This is a genomic window from Streptomyces sp. MK7, from assembly GCF_032658145.1.
GTDB classification, from domain to species: domain Bacteria; phylum Actinomycetota; class Actinomycetes; order Streptomycetales; family Streptomycetaceae; genus Streptomyces; species Streptomyces spiralis.
Window position 1 is genome coordinate 73,005 of the sequence record NZ_JAVACL010000019.1, and the last position, 15,015, is coordinate 88,019.

General features: G+C 69.0%; 13 protein-coding genes and 1 riboswitch. Of the genes, 7 read left to right on the forward strand and 6 right to left on the reverse strand.

Annotated features, from left to right (window positions below; all coding sequences use genetic code 11):
- Position 1 precedes the first annotated feature (1 nt).
- Together R2S09_RS21485 and R2S09_RS21490 are read right to left on the reverse strand one after the other, a co-directional pair.
- Positions 2–988 carry a carbohydrate ABC transporter permease gene (locus R2S09_RS21485; protein WP_306192789.1) on the reverse strand — a complete coding sequence of 329 codons (987 nt, stop codon included), beginning with the start codon at positions 986–988 and terminating at the stop codon, positions 2–4.
- Positions 989–1,113: 125 nt separating this feature from the next.
- Positions 1,114–2,397 carry an extracellular solute-binding protein gene (locus R2S09_RS21490; protein WP_316742663.1) on the reverse strand — a complete coding sequence of 428 codons (1,284 nt, stop codon included), beginning with the start codon at positions 2,395–2,397 and terminating at the stop codon, positions 1,114–1,116.
- Positions 2,398–2,870: 473 nt separating this feature from the next.
- Here R2S09_RS21490 and R2S09_RS21495 point away from each other — a divergent pair, with 473 nt between their 5' ends.
- From R2S09_RS21495 to R2S09_RS21520, 6 genes are all read left to right on the forward strand, one after another.
- Entirely contained in the window at positions 2,871–3,635 is a 765-nt protein-coding gene (locus tag R2S09_RS21495) for a GntR family transcriptional regulator (RefSeq protein ID WP_030179111.1), read from the forward strand.
- A gap of 246 nt (positions 3,636–3,881) precedes the next feature.
- Positions 3,882–4,154 carry a DUF3311 domain-containing protein gene (locus R2S09_RS21500; RefSeq protein WP_306190551.1) on the forward strand — a complete coding sequence of 91 codons (273 nt, stop codon included), beginning with the start codon at positions 3,882–3,884 and terminating at the stop codon, positions 4,152–4,154.
- A complete protein-coding gene (gene mctP / locus R2S09_RS21505; RefSeq protein WP_316742665.1) occupies positions 4,151–5,779 on the forward strand; it encodes a monocarboxylate uptake permease MctP in 1,629 nt (542 codons plus the stop codon). Before R2S09_RS21500 ends, mctP begins: the two co-directional genes overlap by 4 nt.
- Before the next feature lie 107 nt (positions 5,780–5,886).
- The gene (locus tag R2S09_RS21510) at positions 5,887–6,393 is read left to right on the forward strand and encodes a GNAT family N-acetyltransferase (RefSeq protein ID WP_306190549.1); all 507 of its coding nucleotides are present in this window, start codon (positions 5,887–5,889) and stop codon (positions 6,391–6,393) included.
- 87 nt (positions 6,394–6,480) lie between these two features.
- Positions 6,481–6,595: riboswitch (cobalamin riboswitch) on the forward strand.
- Positions 6,596–6,732: 137 nt separating this feature from the next.
- The gene (locus R2S09_RS21515) at positions 6,733–9,102 is read left to right on the forward strand and encodes a ribonucleoside-diphosphate reductase subunit alpha (RefSeq protein ID WP_316742666.1); all 2,370 of its coding nucleotides are present in this window, start codon (positions 6,733–6,735) and stop codon (positions 9,100–9,102) included.
- A complete protein-coding gene (locus R2S09_RS21520; RefSeq protein ID WP_316742668.1) occupies positions 9,102–10,124 on the forward strand; it encodes a ribonucleotide-diphosphate reductase subunit beta in 1,023 nt (340 codons plus the stop codon). The genes R2S09_RS21515 and R2S09_RS21520 overlap by 1 nt, the downstream gene beginning before the upstream one ends.
- On the opposite strand, the gene R2S09_RS21525 is transcribed toward R2S09_RS21520, so the two are convergent.
- Complete coding sequence (locus R2S09_RS21525) at positions 10,037–10,363, reverse strand: hypothetical protein (protein ID WP_306190546.1); 327 nt, start codon at positions 10,361–10,363, stop codon at positions 10,037–10,039. The genes R2S09_RS21520 and R2S09_RS21525 overlap by 88 nt on opposite strands.
- A 93-nt stretch (positions 10,364–10,456) precedes the next feature.
- On the opposite strand from R2S09_RS21525, the gene R2S09_RS21530 reads away from it, so the two are divergent.
- Positions 10,457–11,422: a GlxA family transcriptional regulator gene (locus tag R2S09_RS21530; protein WP_306190545.1), complete on the forward strand. Its 966-nt coding sequence runs from the start codon at positions 10,457–10,459 to the stop codon at positions 11,420–11,422.
- Between the two features lie 86 nt (positions 11,423–11,508).
- Here the strand turns inward: R2S09_RS21530 and R2S09_RS21535 are convergent, their stop codons facing one another.
- From R2S09_RS21535 to def, 3 genes are all read right to left on the reverse strand, one after another.
- Positions 11,509–12,885, reverse strand: coding sequence for a cytochrome P450 (locus R2S09_RS21535; RefSeq protein WP_306190544.1), 1,377 nt, complete (start codon positions 12,883–12,885; stop codon positions 11,509–11,511).
- The gene (cyc1, locus tag R2S09_RS21540; RefSeq protein ID WP_316742670.1) at positions 12,882–13,967 is read right to left on the reverse strand and encodes an epi-isozizaene synthase; all 1,086 of its coding nucleotides are present in this window, start codon (positions 13,965–13,967) and stop codon (positions 12,882–12,884) included. The genes R2S09_RS21535 and cyc1 overlap by 4 nt, the downstream gene beginning before the upstream one ends.
- Before the next feature lie 300 nt (positions 13,968–14,267).
- Entirely contained in the window at positions 14,268–14,918 is a 651-nt protein-coding gene (def, locus tag R2S09_RS21545) for a peptide deformylase (RefSeq protein ID WP_306190542.1), read from the reverse strand.
- Between the last annotated feature and the right edge of the window lie 97 nt (positions 14,919–15,015).

The window sequence follows — 15,015 nt, forward strand, 5'->3', positions numbered from 1 at the left end:
CTCATTCGACTTCTCCGATCTGCAGCATCTGGCGCATGTAGACGGCGACCACGGCCAGCAGCAGCAACACGGTGATCAGGGCGATCGCCGAGCCCTGCGCGTAGTCGTTGACCACGAAGGCGCGGTCGTAGGAGTAGGTGTTGAGGATCTGGAACTCCGCCTCGGGGTGGCCGTTGCGCATGACGAACACCTGCGGGAAGACACCCATGTCCCAGATCACCGACAGGGTCGTGAGCATCACGATGATCGGCTTGAGGATGGGCAGGGTGACGTGGCGGAAGACGCCCCAGCCGCCCGCGCCGTCCAGCCGGGCGGCCTCCTCCAGTTCCTTGGGCACCTGGGTCAGGCCAGCGCTGAGCGTGATGACCACGAAGGGCACCGCGCCCCACACCACCAGCAGCGTGATCACGGCCAGACCCTCGGGACCGCTGGCGAACCAGTTGTGGCCGACCATGTCGACCCCCGGCAGCTTGCTGAGCAGCGCGTTGAAGACGCCGTAGTCGGAGTCGAAGAGCCACTTGAAGACGGTGGTGGCCACGATGACGGGCATGCCCCAGCTGGCCACCAGCACGATGTTGATCAGGGTCTTCATCCATCCGGAGACCCGCTGCAGCAGCAGCGCGAGCGCCATCCCGGCGACCATCGTCAGAACGACGCAGCCGACGGCGAAGACGATCGTGCGCAGGACGACCGCCCAGAACTCGCCGTCGCCCAGCACACCCGTGAAGTTGCTGAAGCCGACCCAGTCGGGCGACTGGAAGCCCCACAGCTGCGGCTGGCCGAACTTCTGGAGGGACAGTGTGACCAGCCGCGCCAGCGGATAGGCCATGACGAGGACCAGGATCAGCAGGCAGGGCGCGAGCAGCAGCCAGGGGGTCGCGGCCCCGCCCGGCGTCCGCTGTCTGCGTGGCCGGCCCGGGCCGGCCGGTGGCGGCGCCTGCCGCGGTGGCGGCACCTTGGCAGGGGTGGTCGTGTCTGCGGCACTCATCGCGCGCTCCTCAGCGGTCCCTCAGGTCGTACGGAGGCATAGCCCTGCACGGCCGCGCGGGAGCCGAACCCACTGCGCGGCCGTGCGAGAAGCAGGGCCCCGCCGGTGGCGGGACCCTGCGCCGGTCACTTGGTGTTGATGACCTTGTCGATCGCGGCGTCCGCCTCCTTGGCGGCGTCCTGGACCGACTTCTTGCCGGTGCCGATGTTCTGCAGCATGGTCTGCAGCACCTGGGCCTTCTCGACCTGGCCCCAGCCCGGGGCCATCGGGACGAACCAGTTGGACTCGGCCGCGGTGGCCGGGACGGCGGTCTGCGGGTCGCTCTTCAGCGTCGCGAGGTCCGTCTTGTTGTTCGGCAGGTTGCCCTTGCCGATCAGGCCCTTCTGGCCGGAGGGGCCGGTGAAGGCGTTGATCCACTCGGCGGCGAGGTCCTGGGCCTTGGACTTCACCGGGACGGCGAGGTCACTGCCGCCCAGGAAGACCGGCATGTTCTTGCCGGACGGGCCGGGCATCACGAAGTTCTCGAGGTTGTCCTTGAGCTTGCCGGTCTTGTCGTTCTTCGGGTCGGCGGCGGTCGCGCCCTCCCAGGCGGCACCGAAGATCATGCCGGACTTGCCCTGGCCGTAGACGATGTAGCGGTCGGACTCGTCCTTGGTCTTGTCGCCGTGCATGTACTTGTCGACGACGTTCTTGAACTCGGTCAGGCCCTTGATCGACTCGGGCGAGGAGAGGTTGGCCTTCCACTGGCCGCCGTCCTGCTTGGCGATGGAGCCTCCGGCGTCGTAGACGAAGGACATGGCCGCGTACCAGTCGCGGGTGGGCTGGTACCAGGCGTTGAACTTGCCGCCCTGCTTCTTCTGGACCTTGTCCAGGTCGGCCGTGAGCTCCTGGTAGGTCTTCGGCGTCGACTTGACGCCGGCCGCGGCGAAGACGTCCTTGCGCCAGTTGCCGACACGGCCGCCCGCGTAGTAGGGGACGCCGTAGGTCTTGCCGTCGTAGGTCACGGAGGCCTTGAGGCCGTCGAGCCAGGCGGAGGAGTTGTCGAACTTCGCCGGGTCGACCGGGGCGAAGGCCCCCTTGACCATGTAGCCGAGCATCTCTGTGTTGCCCATCTCGACCACGTCGGGGGCCTTGTCGGTGGCGAGGACCGCGTCCAGCTTGGTGTTCTTGTCCGGCCAGCCGTAGTACTCGTGCTTGATCTTCAGGCCGGGGTGCTTCTTCGTCACCGCGTCGTCGGCCGCCTTGACCAGCTCCGGCCAGTTGTTCTGAGCGTCGACGGTGAGCCAGACGGTCAGCTCCTTGGCATCCGCCCCCTTGTCGGAGCCCCCGTCCTTCTTGTCACTCCCGCACGCGGCGATGGAAACCATCATGCCCGCGATACCGATCGCGGCAACCAGCTTGCGCTTCACGCCACCCTCCTCAGGGATGCCACAAACCCCCCTGCCTCCCCGCGGTTGAGCGACGGTCGAGCGTCAGCGCACACCGCCCTTGGGGCCGGGACCTGGACCAATGGTGTAGACCAGTAGGGGGAGCTTGGCCCAGACCAATAGGGCTGTCAAGGGTGCGCGACCCGCTCAGGTGGTCCGTTATGGGACCGCGATATGCAGGGACCTTTCATTGCTCATGCGGTCAAACGGACGCCTCGGTTCCTCTCGCTCGACGGTGGACCACCGGGAGCCATGTCCCCTTCTCCGTACGCCGGTTCGCGTGAACCACCGCCCCACTGGACGGACTATGGACTAGACCAGCGGGGGTCACGACGGTATACAGAGGAGATCACGGAGCGTGCGGGTGGCCACCCGACACACGAAGCCGTGCCACGATGTGAGCCGTGGCCGATGGGATGTCGGTCGCTTCGGCACTGGAGCCGGGAAGGCAGAGCATGAGCACCGACGTCAGCAGTGCGGAGAACGAGGGTGGGGCGACCGTCCGTACCGCGCGCGTGCCCAAGTACTACCGCCTGAAGAAGCACCTGCTCGACATGACCCAGACGCAGGCGCCCGGGACGCCGGTGCCACCCGAGCGGACACTGGCGGCCGAGTTCGACACCTCGCGCACGACCGTGCGCCAGGCGCTGCAGGAGCTGGTGGTCGAGGGCCGGCTGGAGCGCATCCAGGGCAAGGGCACCTTCGTCGCCAAGCCCAAGGTCTCCCAGGCACTGCAACTGACCTCGTACACCGAGGACATGCGCGCCCAGGGCCTGGAGCCGACCTCGCAGCTCCTCGACATCGGCTACATCACCGCCGACGACCGCCTCGCGGACCTGCTCGACATCACCGCCGGCGGGCGCGTGCTGCGCATCGAGCGGCTGCGCATGGCCAACGGCGAGCCCATGGCCATCGAGACCACGCACCTGTCGGCCAAGCGCTTCCCGGCGCTGCGCCGCAGCCTGGTGAAGTACACCTCCCTCTACACCGCGCTCGCCGAGGTCTACGACGTCCATCTCGCCGAGGCCGAGGAGACCATCGAGACCTCCCTGGCCACCCCGCGCGAGGCGGGCCTGCTCGGCACCGACGTGGGCCTGCCGATGCTGCTGCTCTCCCGCCACTCCCTGGACCGCACGGGCCAGCCCGTGGAGTGGGTGCGCTCGGTCTACCGCGGGGACCGCTACAAGTTCGTGGCACGGCTGAAGCGGCCGGCGGACTGAGTCCGGCGCACGCGGAGGTCGTCTGGGGGTCCGGGGGTTACCCCCCGGGACAGTGCAGCGTGGCACGGCTGAAGCGGCCGGCGGACTGAGTCCGGCGGCCTGACCTGGCGGTCGGCCCGCGGACCGACCCCTAACCGTTATACGGACAAGGGGTTCCGTTCCCCGCCACCGTGACCTAGATTGCCTGCGCATTACACGGGTGATCAGCAAACGATCACGGTGCTCAGCGAGGGGACGGAGCCACACATGTCAGATGCCCCAGAAGTCGGCAGAGGGGCGGTGACACCCATACGGGTCGTCATCGGGCTCTGCCTCGTCGCGCCGTTCGTGGCGATGCTGTGGGTCGGTTCGTACGCCAAGACCGATCCGACGTTCATCGGCATCCCGTTTTTCTACTGGTACCAGATGCTGTGGGTGATCATCTCCACCGCACTGACGGTGATCGCCTACCGGCTCTGGCAGCACGACCAGCGCAGCCGTAGGGCCGGTACCCCCGCGAAGGGCGGTGCGGCGGAATGAAGGACGGCGTCAACGGCGTCGCACTCGGCGTCTTCATCTTCTTCTTCCTGCTCGTCACCGTCTTGGGCTTCCTGGCCGCGCGGTGGCGCAAGGCGGAGAACGAACACAGCCTGGACGAATGGGGCCTGGGCGGACGGTCGTTCGGCACCTGGATCACCTGGTTCCTGCTCGGCGGCGACCTGTACACGGCGTACACCTTCGTCGCCGTGCCGGCGGCGATCTACGCCGCGGGCGCTTCCGGCTTCTTCGCGGTGCCGTACACGATCCTCGTCTACCCGCTGATCTTCACGTTCCTGCCGCGCCTGTGGTCGGTGTCGCACAAGCACGGGTACGTGACGACGTCGGACTTCGTGCGCGGCCGGTTCGGCTCCAAGGGCCTGTCGCTGGCCGTGGCGCTCACCGGCATCCTGGCGACGATGCCGTACATCGCCCTCCAGCTCGTCGGCATCCAGGCCGTGCTGGACGTGATGGGCATCGGCGGCGGTGAGAACACCAACTGGTTCGTGAAGGACCTGCCGCTGCTGATCGCCTTCGGCGTGCTGGCGGCGTACACCTACTCGTCGGGTCTGCGCGCTCCGGCGCTGATCGCGTTCGTGAAGGACGCGCTCATCTACATCGTCATCGCGGTCGCGATCATCTACATCCCGATCAAGCTGGGCGGGTTCGACGACATCTTCGCGAAGGCGGGCGACGCGTTCACCCAGGTCAACCCGGCCACCGGCAAGCCACGCGGCGCCCTCGCCCCGCCCGAGGCGGGCCAGTGGACCTACGCCACGCTGGCCCTGGGCTCCGCGCTCGCGCTGTTCATGTACCCGCACTCGATCACCGCGACGCTGTCCTCGCGCAGCCGTGAGGTGATCCGCCGCAACACCACGATCCTGCCGCTGTACTCGCTGATGCTGGGTCTGCTCGCGCTGCTGGGCTTCATGGCCATCGCGGCGGGCGTGAAGGTGCAGAACGGCCAGCTGGCCATCCCGCAGCTGTTCGAGAACATGTTCCCGGACTGGTTCGCCGGGGTCGCCTTCGCGGCGATCGGCATCGGCGCGCTGGTGCCCGCGGCCATCATGTCGATCGCGGCCGCGAACCTGTTCACCCGCAACATCTACAAGGACTTCATCAAGCCGGACGCCACGCCGAAGCAGGAGGCGCAGGTCTCCAAGATCGTGTCGCTGCTGGTGAAGGTGGGCGCGCTGATCTTCGTCCTGACGATGGACAAGACGGTCGCCATCAACTTCCAGCTGCTCGGCGGCATCTGGATCCTGCAGACCTTCCCGGCCCTGGTCGGCGGCCTGTTCACGCGCTGGTTCCACCGCTGGGCGCTGCTCACCGGCTGGGCGGTCGGCATGATCTACGGCACGGCCGCGGCCTACGGGGTCGCCTCACCGACGCAGAAGCACTTCGGCGGCTCGGCCAAGGAGATCCCGGGCATCGGCGAGATCGGCTATATCGGCCTGACGGCGTTCGTGCTGAACGTGGTCGTCACGGTGGTCCTGACCTTCGCCCTGAGGGCCTTCAAGGCTCCCGAGGGCGTCGACGAGACCCGCCCGGAGGACTACACGGCCGACGCGGGCGACCCGGGGGTCGCGGTGGAGCTGCCGCCGGCCACGGCGGGCAGCGCGCACTGACGCCACGCCTCTGACCGTACGCCCCTCACCGGGCCGCAGCGCCTCTCAGCGGGCCGCCGGAGAAATCCGGCGGCCCGTTGTCGTACCCCTCGTGCACACTCGGGCACATGGACATCGTGATCAGGCCGGCGGAGCCCGGCGAGTACGACACCCTCGGCGAGATCACCGCCCAGGCCTATCTGGGGGACGGGCTGCTCGACTTCGGGGAGAGCGACGCGTACCTCGGGGAACTGAGGGACGTGGCCAAGCGGGCGGCCGCCGCGGAGGTACTGGTGGCCGTCGCGGAGGGCGGGGTGCTCGGCGGGGTCACCTTCGTGCCGTCCGGCGGCCCCATGGCCGACATCGCGCGGCCCGGCGAGGCCGAGATACGGATGCTGGCGGTCGCGGGGGCCGCGCGCGGCCGGGGCGCCGGCGAGGCCCTGGTGCGGGCCTGTCTGGAGCGGGCGCGGGCCACCGAGGGCTGTGTCCGCCTGGTGCTGTCCACCCAGCGCACCATGCACGCCGCCCATCGCATCTACGAACGCCTGGGCTTCGTCCGCGCCCCTGAGCGCGACTGGAACCCGCTCCCGCACCTGGACGACATCACGCTGCTCACCTACGAGTTGACGCTCTGACACGCTCCGCAGTCGCCACGACACAACATATGGGGGTGGCCTCCTCACCCGGCACAAGATGTATGCTCATGCTCGCTGTCGCCGCAGGGGAATCCGGTGCGAATCCGGAACTGTCCCGCAACGGTGTACTCGTCCGCGTATGCCCGCATGCCGTCATTTCCGGCTGCCCGCATGCGGTCGTACGAGCGTCAGTCCGAGGACCTGCCGACAGCGCGCCCGGCCGTCCGGTCCGGGTGCCTGACGTCCGGGCCTCGCGGAATGGGCCGGTGGACGCGGCGCCACGTGCGCTCGTGTGCTGCCCCCTGCTCCCAGGGTCTGCCGTACGAGGGAGAGCCCCACGTGACCATCGCGCCAGCCGATCCGGCCTCAGCGACAGGCTCCATCACCGGCCTGGAGGCCGAAGGTCCCGGTGCCGCGCTGCTGCGGACCCTGACCGAGCTGACCGCCGACCTCCCCGACGCCGACCCGGGCCGGGTGGCCGCCGCCGCGCTGCGCGGCCGTTCGGCGCACGCCGACGAGGCGGAGCTGCGGGAACTGGCCACCGAGGCCGCCGCCGGGCTCATCTCCGAGGACCCCGCCTACTCGCGGCTGGCCGCCCGGCTGCTGACCCTCGCCATCCGCGCCGAGGCCGCCTCGCAGGGCGTCACGTCCTTCACCGGATCCGTCGCCACCGGCCACCGCGAGGGGCTGATCGCCGACCGGACCGCCGCGTTCGTGCGCCTGCACGCCGAGCGCCTGGACGCCCTGGTCGACCCGGCCGCCGACGACCGCTTCGGCTACTTCGGCCTGCGCACCCTGCACAGCCGCTATCTGCTGCGCCACCCGCTCACCCGCAGGGTGATCGAGACGCCCCAGCACTTCATGCTGCGGGTCGCGAGCGGTCTGGCCGAGGACGACACCGCGCGGTCGGTGGACGAAGTCGCGGCGCTCTACGGGCTCATGAGCCGCCTGGACTACCTCCCCTCCTCCCCCACGCTCTTCAACTCCGGCACCCGCCACCCCCAGATGTCGTCCTGCTACCTGCTCGACTCCCCCAAGGACGAGCTGGACAGCATCTACGAGCGCTACCACCAGGTCGCACGTCTGTCCAAGCACGCCGGCGGCATCGGCATCGCCTACTCCCGCATCCGCTCGCGGGGTTCGCTGATCCGCGGCACCAACGGGCACTCCAACGGCATCGTGCCGTTCCTGAAGACCCTGGACGCCTCGGTGGCCGCCGTGAACCAGGGCGGCCGGCGCAAGGGCGCGGCGGCGGTCTACCTGGAGACCTGGCACTCCGACATCGAGGAGTTCCTGGAGCTGCGCGACAACACCGGCGAGGACGCCCGCCGCACCCACAACCTCAACCTCGCCCACTGGGTCCCGGACGAGTTCATGCGCCGGGTGAACGCCGACGAGCAGTGGTCGCTGTTCTCCCCGTCCGACGTGCCGGAGCTGGTGGACCTGTGGGGCGCGGAGTTCGACGCCGCGTACCGCAGGGCGGAGGCGGCGGGGCTGGCGAAGAAGACCATGCCCGCCCGGGACCTGTACGGCCGGATGATGCGCACCCTGGCGCAGACCGGCAACGGCTGGATGACCTTCAAGGACGCCGCGAACCGCACGGCGAACCAGACGGCGACCCCGGGCCATGTCGTCCACTCCTCGAACCTCTGCACGGAGATCCTGGAGGTCACCGACGACGGGGAGACGGCGGTCTGCAACCTGGGGTCCGTCAATCTGGGCGCCTTTGTCGACAAGGCGACCAACGCTCTCGACTGGGAGCGCCTGGACGAGACGGTCCGCACCGCCGTCACCTTCCTGGACCGCGTGGTCGACATCAACTTCTACCCGACCGAGCAGGCGGGCCGCTCCAACGCCAGATGGCGGCCCGTCGGTCTCGGCGCCATGGGCCTTCAGGACGTCTTCTTCAAGCTGCGCCTGCCCTTCGACTCTCCCGAGGCCAAGGCCCTGTCCACCCGCATCGCCGAGCGGATCATGCTCGCCGCGTACGAGGCCTCCGCCGATCTGGCCGAGCGCAACGGCCCGCTGCCCGCCTGGGAGAAGACCCGCGCCGCCCGGGGTGTGCTGCACCCCGACCACTACGGCGTCGAGTTCGCGTGGCCGGAGCGCTGGGCCGCCCTGCGCGAGCGCATCGCCGCCGTCGGCATGCGCAACGCGCTGCTCCTGGCCATCGCGCCCACCGCCACCATCGCGTCCATCGCGGGCGCCTACGAGTGCATCGAGCCGCAGGTCTCCAACCTGTTCAAGCGCGAGACGCTGTCGGGCGAGTTCCTCCAGGTCAACTCCTACCTGGTGCACGAGCTGAAGGAGCTCGGCGTCTGGGACGCCCGTACCCGCGAGGCGCTGCGCGAGGCGAACGGCTCGGTGCAGGACTTCGCCTGGATCCCCGAGGAGGTGCGGCGCCTGTACCGCACGGCGTGGGAGATCCCGCAGCGCGGGCTGATCGACATGGCGGCGGCCCGGACCCCGTTCCTGGACCAGGCCCAGTCGCTGAACCTGTTCATGGAGACGCCGACCATCGGCAAGCTCTCCTCGATGTACGCCTACGCCTGGAAGCAGGGCCTGAAGACCACGTACTACCTGCGCTCCCGCCCGGCCACCCGCATCGCCCGCGCGGCCCGCGCCACCGTCCCCGTCCAGCAGGTCGCCGACCCCGAAGCGGTCGCCTGCTCCCTTGAGAACCCCGAGTCCTGCGAGGCCTGCCAGTAATGACCAGCACCACCGACCGACCCAAGAACCTCCTGGACCCCGGCTTCGAGCTGACGCTCCGCCCCATGCGCTATCCCGACTTCTACGAGCGCTACCGGGACGCCATCAAGAACACCTGGACCGTGGAGGAGGTCGACCTCCACTCGGACGTCGCCGACCTCGCGAAGCTCACGCCCGCCGAGCAGCACCTGATCGGCCGCCTGGTGGCCTTCTTCGCGACCGGTGACTCGATCGTCGCCAACAACCTGGTGCTGACGCTGTACAAGCACATCAACTCGCCGGAGGCGCGGCTCTATCTGAGCCGGCAGCTGTTCGAGGAGGCCGTGCACGTCCAGTTCTACCTGACGCTGCTGGACACCTACCTGCCCGACCCGGACGACCGTGCCGCCGCCTTCGCGGCCGTCGAGAACATCCCCTCCATCCGCGAGAAGGCCGGGTTCTGCTTCAAGTGGATCAACGAGGTCGAGAAGCTCGAGCGCCTGGAGAGCGAGGCCGACCGCCGGCGCTTCCTGCTCAACCTGATCTGCTTCGCCGCCTGCATCGAGGGCCTGTTCTTCTACGGCGCCTTCGCGTACGTCTACTGGTTCCGCAGCCGGGGCCTGCTGCACGGCCTGGCCACCGGCACCAACTGGGTGTTCCGCGACGAGACGATGCACATGTCGTTCGCCTTCGACGTGGTGGACACCGTCCGCAAGGAGGAGCCGGACCTCTTCGACGACGAGCTCGGCCGGCAGGTCACCGACATGCTGCGGGAGGCCGTCGCGGCCGAGCTGCAGTTCGCGCGCGACCTGTGCGGTGACGGCCTCCCGGGGATGAACACCGACTCGATGCGGCAGTACCTCGAGTGTGTGGCCGACCAGCGGCTGACGAGGCTCGGCTTCGCTCCGGTGTACGGCTCAGAGAACCCCTTCTCCTTCATGGAGCTCCAGGGGGTTCAGGAGCTCACCAACTTCTTCGAGCGGCGTCCCTCGGCGTACCAGGTGGCGGTGGAGGGCACCGTCGACCTGGACGAGGACTTCTGAACCTCCCCGCGTTCCCCGGCGGCCGTGCGGGACTCGCCGTCCCCACGACCCTCCTGGACCTCCCGGCCTTCGTGGTCCTCCCGTCCTTCGTGGTCCTCCCGGCCCTCCCGGGCCGCCCTCAGTTGGCGGTCGATGCGCCGGTCGTGCACGATGCCGATCGCCGAGGGGAGGACCATCAGGACCAGGATTCCGAAGGTCGCCAGCATTCCGATCAGGGCTTGTATCCGGTCTCCGTTCATGCACACCACTGTCGCGCCGGATGCTCCTTACCGTCAGTGGCAGGACTGCCGCACACCTTCAAATTCCTGCCACTGGCGAGGCACACTGGGGGCATGCTGCAGAACGTGGCCGCCGTCCTGCTGGACGGCGTGCATCCCTTCGAGCTCGGCGTCGTCTGCGAGGTCTTCGGCATCGACCGCAGCGACGACGGGCTCCCGGTGTACGACTTCGCGGTGGTCTCGGCGGAGGGCCCGGCGCTGGGCACCCATGTGGGCGGCCTGGGCGTCACCACGCCCTACGGACTCGACCGGCTCGACGAGGCGGACCTGATCGCGGTACCCGCCGGGAGCGACTACGCCCGCAGGCAGTACCCGCCCGAGCTGCTGGACTCCCTGCGGCGCGCCGTGGACCGGGGCGCGCGGGTGCTGAGCGTGTGCTCGGGGGTCTTCGTGCTGGGCGCCGCCGGGCTGCTGGAGGGGCGGCGGTGCGCGGTGCACTGGCACCATGCGGCCGAGCTGGCCCGGCAGTATCCGCGCACGACCGTCGAGCCGGACGTGCTCTACGTCGACGAGGACCCGGTGATCACCTCCGCGGGGACGGCCGCCGGCATCGACGCCTGTCTGCACATCGTGCGCAAGGAGCAGGGGCCGGAGGTGGCCAACAAGATCGCCCGGCGGATGGTGGTGCCGCCGCACCGGGACGGCGGCCAGGCGCAGTACATCGAGCGTCCGCTGCCCAAGTCGCCGTGCGACACCGTCGGCGAGGTGCTGGTGTGGATGGAGCGGCACCTCGACCAGGAGGTCACCGTCGAACAGCTGGCCGCCCGCGCCCATATGTCGCCGCGCACCTTCGCCCGCCGCTTCCAGCAGGAGACGGGCACGACTCCCTACCGCTGGATCCTGCGTCAGCGGGTGCTGCTGGCGCAGCACCTGCTCGAGGCGACGGACGAGACGATGGACGCGATCGCGGACCGGACCGGGTTCGGGACGGCGGCGGCGCTGCGGCACCAGTTCGTGCGGGTGCTGGGCACCACCCCGAACGCCTACCGGCGCGTGTTCAGGGGCCCTCAGGCCGCCTGAACACGCGATCCGTGACGGGCGCCCGGCCGGATGGACAGACCGCCCCGGTCAGCGGCCCGCCGGCCCGTCGGCCGGGCGCCGGCCGGTCAGCGGGGCAGGGCCCGCAGCAGCAGACGGCGCGGGCGCAGGGTGATGCCGATGCGCGGCCTGGGGTCGGAGCCGGGGGCCTGCTCGAAACGGTAGGCCGAGGCGATCGCCGCGGTGATCAGCGTGAGTTCGGCCATCGAGAAGTGGTCGCTCGGGCACTTGCGGTTGCCCACGCTGAACGGCTCCATCGCGTACTTCGGGACCGCCCTGGCCCGCTCCGGGAGCCAGCGATCGGGGTCGAAGTCCTCGTGGCGGTCGTAGGAGCGGTGGTCGCGCTGGACGGCGTACGGGCTGTAGATGACGTCCGCGCCCTCGGGGATGCGGTATCCGCCGAGCCGGGTGTCGGTCACCGCCCGCCGGGTCAGAATCCATACGGCCGGGTACAGCCGCATTGTCTCGACGACGACATTCGTGGTGTACCTCAGTTTTCGGACGTCCTCGAATGCGACCGGCCGGTCCCCCACAACCGTTTTCACCTCGTCCCGGATCTTGTCCCCGAGATCCGGGTGCTCGGCGAGGACGAGGAGCAGCGACATGATCGTGGAACCGACGGTTTCGCTTCCCGGGGTGAGTATCGCGATGACCTGGTCGTGGATCTCCTGTTCCCCAATGGGTTCGCCATTCTCGTCCTTCGCCTCCAGCAAAGCCGTCAGCAAATCGTCCGGTTTTTGACCGCCTGCCCGCCGGTCGGCGACGATCTCGTCGACCAGCAGATGCAAATCGGCCAGGGCGCGGTTGAATTCGCGGTTGGGCTTGAGCGGCACCTTGTAAAGCGGCCCGAGGGGCACCACCATGCGCTGGTACATGCCGCTGAACAGTGTGGCCAGCGCGGCACATATGCGCTCGGCACGGGCGTCCATGTAGCTGCCGCGCATCAGGCACCGGGCGGCGACGCGGACGGCCACGCGGAAGGACTCCGCCGTGACGTCGAGCACCTCGCCGGAGCGCCAGCGCGCCACGAGCGCATGGGACTCCTCCGCCATGATCGGCCCGTACTCGGGAATCACGTCGAGCCGGAAGGCGGGCTGGATGGTGCGGCGCTGACGCCGGTGCTGCGAGCCGTTGGCGGTGGCCACGCCCCGCTTGCCGAGCAGGCTCTCCAGGGACTCCCACAGCGGGCCGGCGATGATGTAGTCGGGACTGAGGGCCAGCGCCCCGGTGAGGGCGGGCGCGGTGACGGCGTACACCGTCTTCGGGCCGAGCCTGAGGCGGACGACGTCGCCGTGGTCGCGCAGCCCGCTCAGGAAGGCCAGCGGGTCGCGGGCCAGCTTCAGACCGTGGCCGAGGAGCGGGACCGCCCCCTCGGCCACGGGCGGCTCACGCAGTTCCCCTCCCGCCTCGGGCCGGGCCTCGGACTTCACCGACTCGACGGTCATTTCTCACCTGCCGCTTCGTTGTTGACGTACGGGGGCGTCGACCGGTCGTCCCAGCTGTCGACCATGTAACGGCCGGACTCGTGGTGGAACCAGTAGACGGAACTGAGCCAGTTGCGCATATTTCCGATGCAGGCCCGCACGGCGTCACTCAGTTCCTTTCCCCGCACCGTGCCGTCCGCGAGACCGTCGGCGAAACGTAAAGCCTCCCGTTCCGCGACAAGGAATTCGGATATGCATTCCTCGACGCGCCTGCGAATTTCCGCGATCGCTTCCTCGAGACTCAGTCCGTCGTGTTTCACAAGACTTATCCCGAGGTTGTGCACCTCATCACCCGCGATTTCCTTGGGCAGTGAACACAGATCGTTGTACCAGGCGGCGAATTCCTGGCTGAGCAGCGCCGGACGCCGATAGGCGGGGTGTTTCCGTACGGCGTCGGGGAGTTCCAGGCCCGCGCTCGGCTCCAGCAGGTCGGTCCAGATCCAGTGCGCGAAGGTGAGCCGGCGCAGGGCGAGGTACTCCTCGACGGTGGGCACGATGCCCTCGGTGCGGTTGTGGAACTCCCGGTCGTACGCCTCGATCACCGTGTGGAAGTGCCGGGCGAAGCGGGCGTTCCACGTCGCCGGCAGGAACGAGTACAGCCGCAGCACGCTGTCCGCGAACCCCGCGACCAGGGTGTCCTGGTGGTGCAGGTGTTCCCGGGGTGCGTCGAGGGCCGTGTGCAGTGCGCGCCGCAGCCGCCGCCAGGCGACCGGCCGGCCGTGGACGATGTCGCGGTCGTGCCGGTCGTCCCAGACGAAGAACCAGGCGCTGTAGTCCGCTATGGCCTGGAGCACGTCGTCCGGGGCGCCGAGGTAGTAGCCCGCCATCAGGTCGGTGTAGCACAGGCCGTCGGCATATTCCTCGATCTTGTCCGCCGGCATGAGCCGTTTTTCCTGCAGCCAGCAGCGGGTCTTCTCCTGGAGTTTGGGCCAATAGGCATGGAGTTGCCTGGGAAACGCGGCCTCGATCACCGGGAGAGCGAGCGATGGTGGCACTGCGACCGCAGTCGCTGTCGATGTGGTGCTGTGTGGGAAAGCTGGCACGAACAACCCCTCTCAGCCGCCAGTGGCGCCCGCCCCTTCCGCTGTGCCCGGCGCACGCCGTCGCGTATCCCCGCACCCCCATTCAGCACCACAACTGACCGATCTGGGAACGGATTTGCTCCACTCACTACCCCGGATGCCGAGAATATCCCCTTGTGTGACTGATTTTGGCTCGACAAGTACCACGAGAGGTCGAATGCCGACGCACACAAGTGCGGCGCCCGACCGGTCGTTCCGGTCGGGCGCCGCACACGGGGCACGTGCACACGGGGCACTCGCGCCCCGACGGGAGGACAATCCTCAGTCGTTGGCGACCACGGGGTAGCGCGGCTCGTTCTCGGCCATCTGCCGCAGGGCGTCCTTGCGCTCCCGCTTGGAGAGCCGGTCGATGTAGAGGTAGCCGTAGAGGTGGTCGGTCTCGTGCTGCAAACAGCGCGCGAAGTAGCCGGTGCCGCGCACCTTGATCGGGTTGCCCCGCTCGTCCTGGCCGGTGACCTCGGCGTAGTCGGGGCGGGCCAGCGGCGCGTAGGCGGTGGGCACGGACAGGCAGCCCTCGTTGCTGTCGTCCAGGCGGCGGCGGTCGGCCGGCAGTTCGACCAGCTTGGGGTTGCAGACCACACCGACGTGCCGCACGCCCTCGTCGTCCCCGCAGTCGTAGACGAAGACCTTCAGGTCGACGCCGATCTGGTTGGCGGCCAGGCCCACGCCCTCGGCGGTGCGCTGGCTGGCGAACATGTCCGCGACCAGCTGCTGGAGCTCGTCGCCGAACTCGGTGACGTCCTTGCACTCCTTGTGCAGCACGGGGTTGCCGACGACCGTGATCGGCCGCGAGGTACCGCGCTCGCGCCACGCGGTCTCGCGCTCCTCGCAGTCCCCGGTGTCGACGACATAGCCCTCGTCGTCGACGGGGAGCACGCCCGCGTGCTGCTGATCGGTGTCCTGCTGCGCCATGACCGACGTACGCCTTCCTGCAAGCCTGAGAAATTCTGCGAGTACAGCCTAAGGGGACCGGGGGACGCACGGGTCGCCGTCGGACACCGGGGGGTCG

Excerpts from the sequence above, each read along its gene's own strand:
- R2S09_RS21510 (WP_306190549.1), top strand. The coding sequence starts at position 5,887 with ATGGACATCGTGATCAGGCCGGCGGAGCCCGGCGAGTACGACACCCTC.
- R2S09_RS21525 (WP_306190546.1), bottom strand. The coding sequence starts at position 10,363 with ATGAACGGAGACCGGATACAAGCCCTGATCGGAATGCTGGCGACCTTC.
- def (WP_306190542.1), bottom strand. The coding sequence starts at position 14,918 with ATGGCGCAGCAGGACACCGATCAGCAGCACGCGGGCGTGCTCCCCGTC.
- R2S09_RS21530 (WP_306190545.1), top strand. The coding sequence starts at position 10,457 with ATGCTGCAGAACGTGGCCGCCGTCCTGCTGGACGGCGTGCATCCCTTC.
- R2S09_RS21485 (WP_306192789.1), bottom strand. The coding sequence starts at position 988 with ATGAGTGCCGCAGACACGACCACCCCTGCCAAGGTGCCGCCACCGCGG.
- R2S09_RS21500 (WP_306190551.1), top strand. The coding sequence starts at position 3,882 with ATGTCAGATGCCCCAGAAGTCGGCAGAGGGGCGGTGACACCCATACGG.
- mctP (WP_316742665.1), top strand. The coding sequence starts at position 4,151 with ATGAAGGACGGCGTCAACGGCGTCGCACTCGGCGTCTTCATCTTCTTC.
- R2S09_RS21520 (WP_316742668.1), top strand. The coding sequence starts at position 9,102 with ATGACCAGCACCACCGACCGACCCAAGAACCTCCTGGACCCCGGCTTC.
- R2S09_RS21535 (WP_306190544.1), bottom strand. The coding sequence starts at position 12,885 with ATGACCGTCGAGTCGGTGAAGTCCGAGGCCCGGCCCGAGGCGGGAGGG.
- R2S09_RS21495 (WP_030179111.1), top strand. The coding sequence starts at position 2,871 with ATGAGCACCGACGTCAGCAGTGCGGAGAACGAGGGTGGGGCGACCGTC.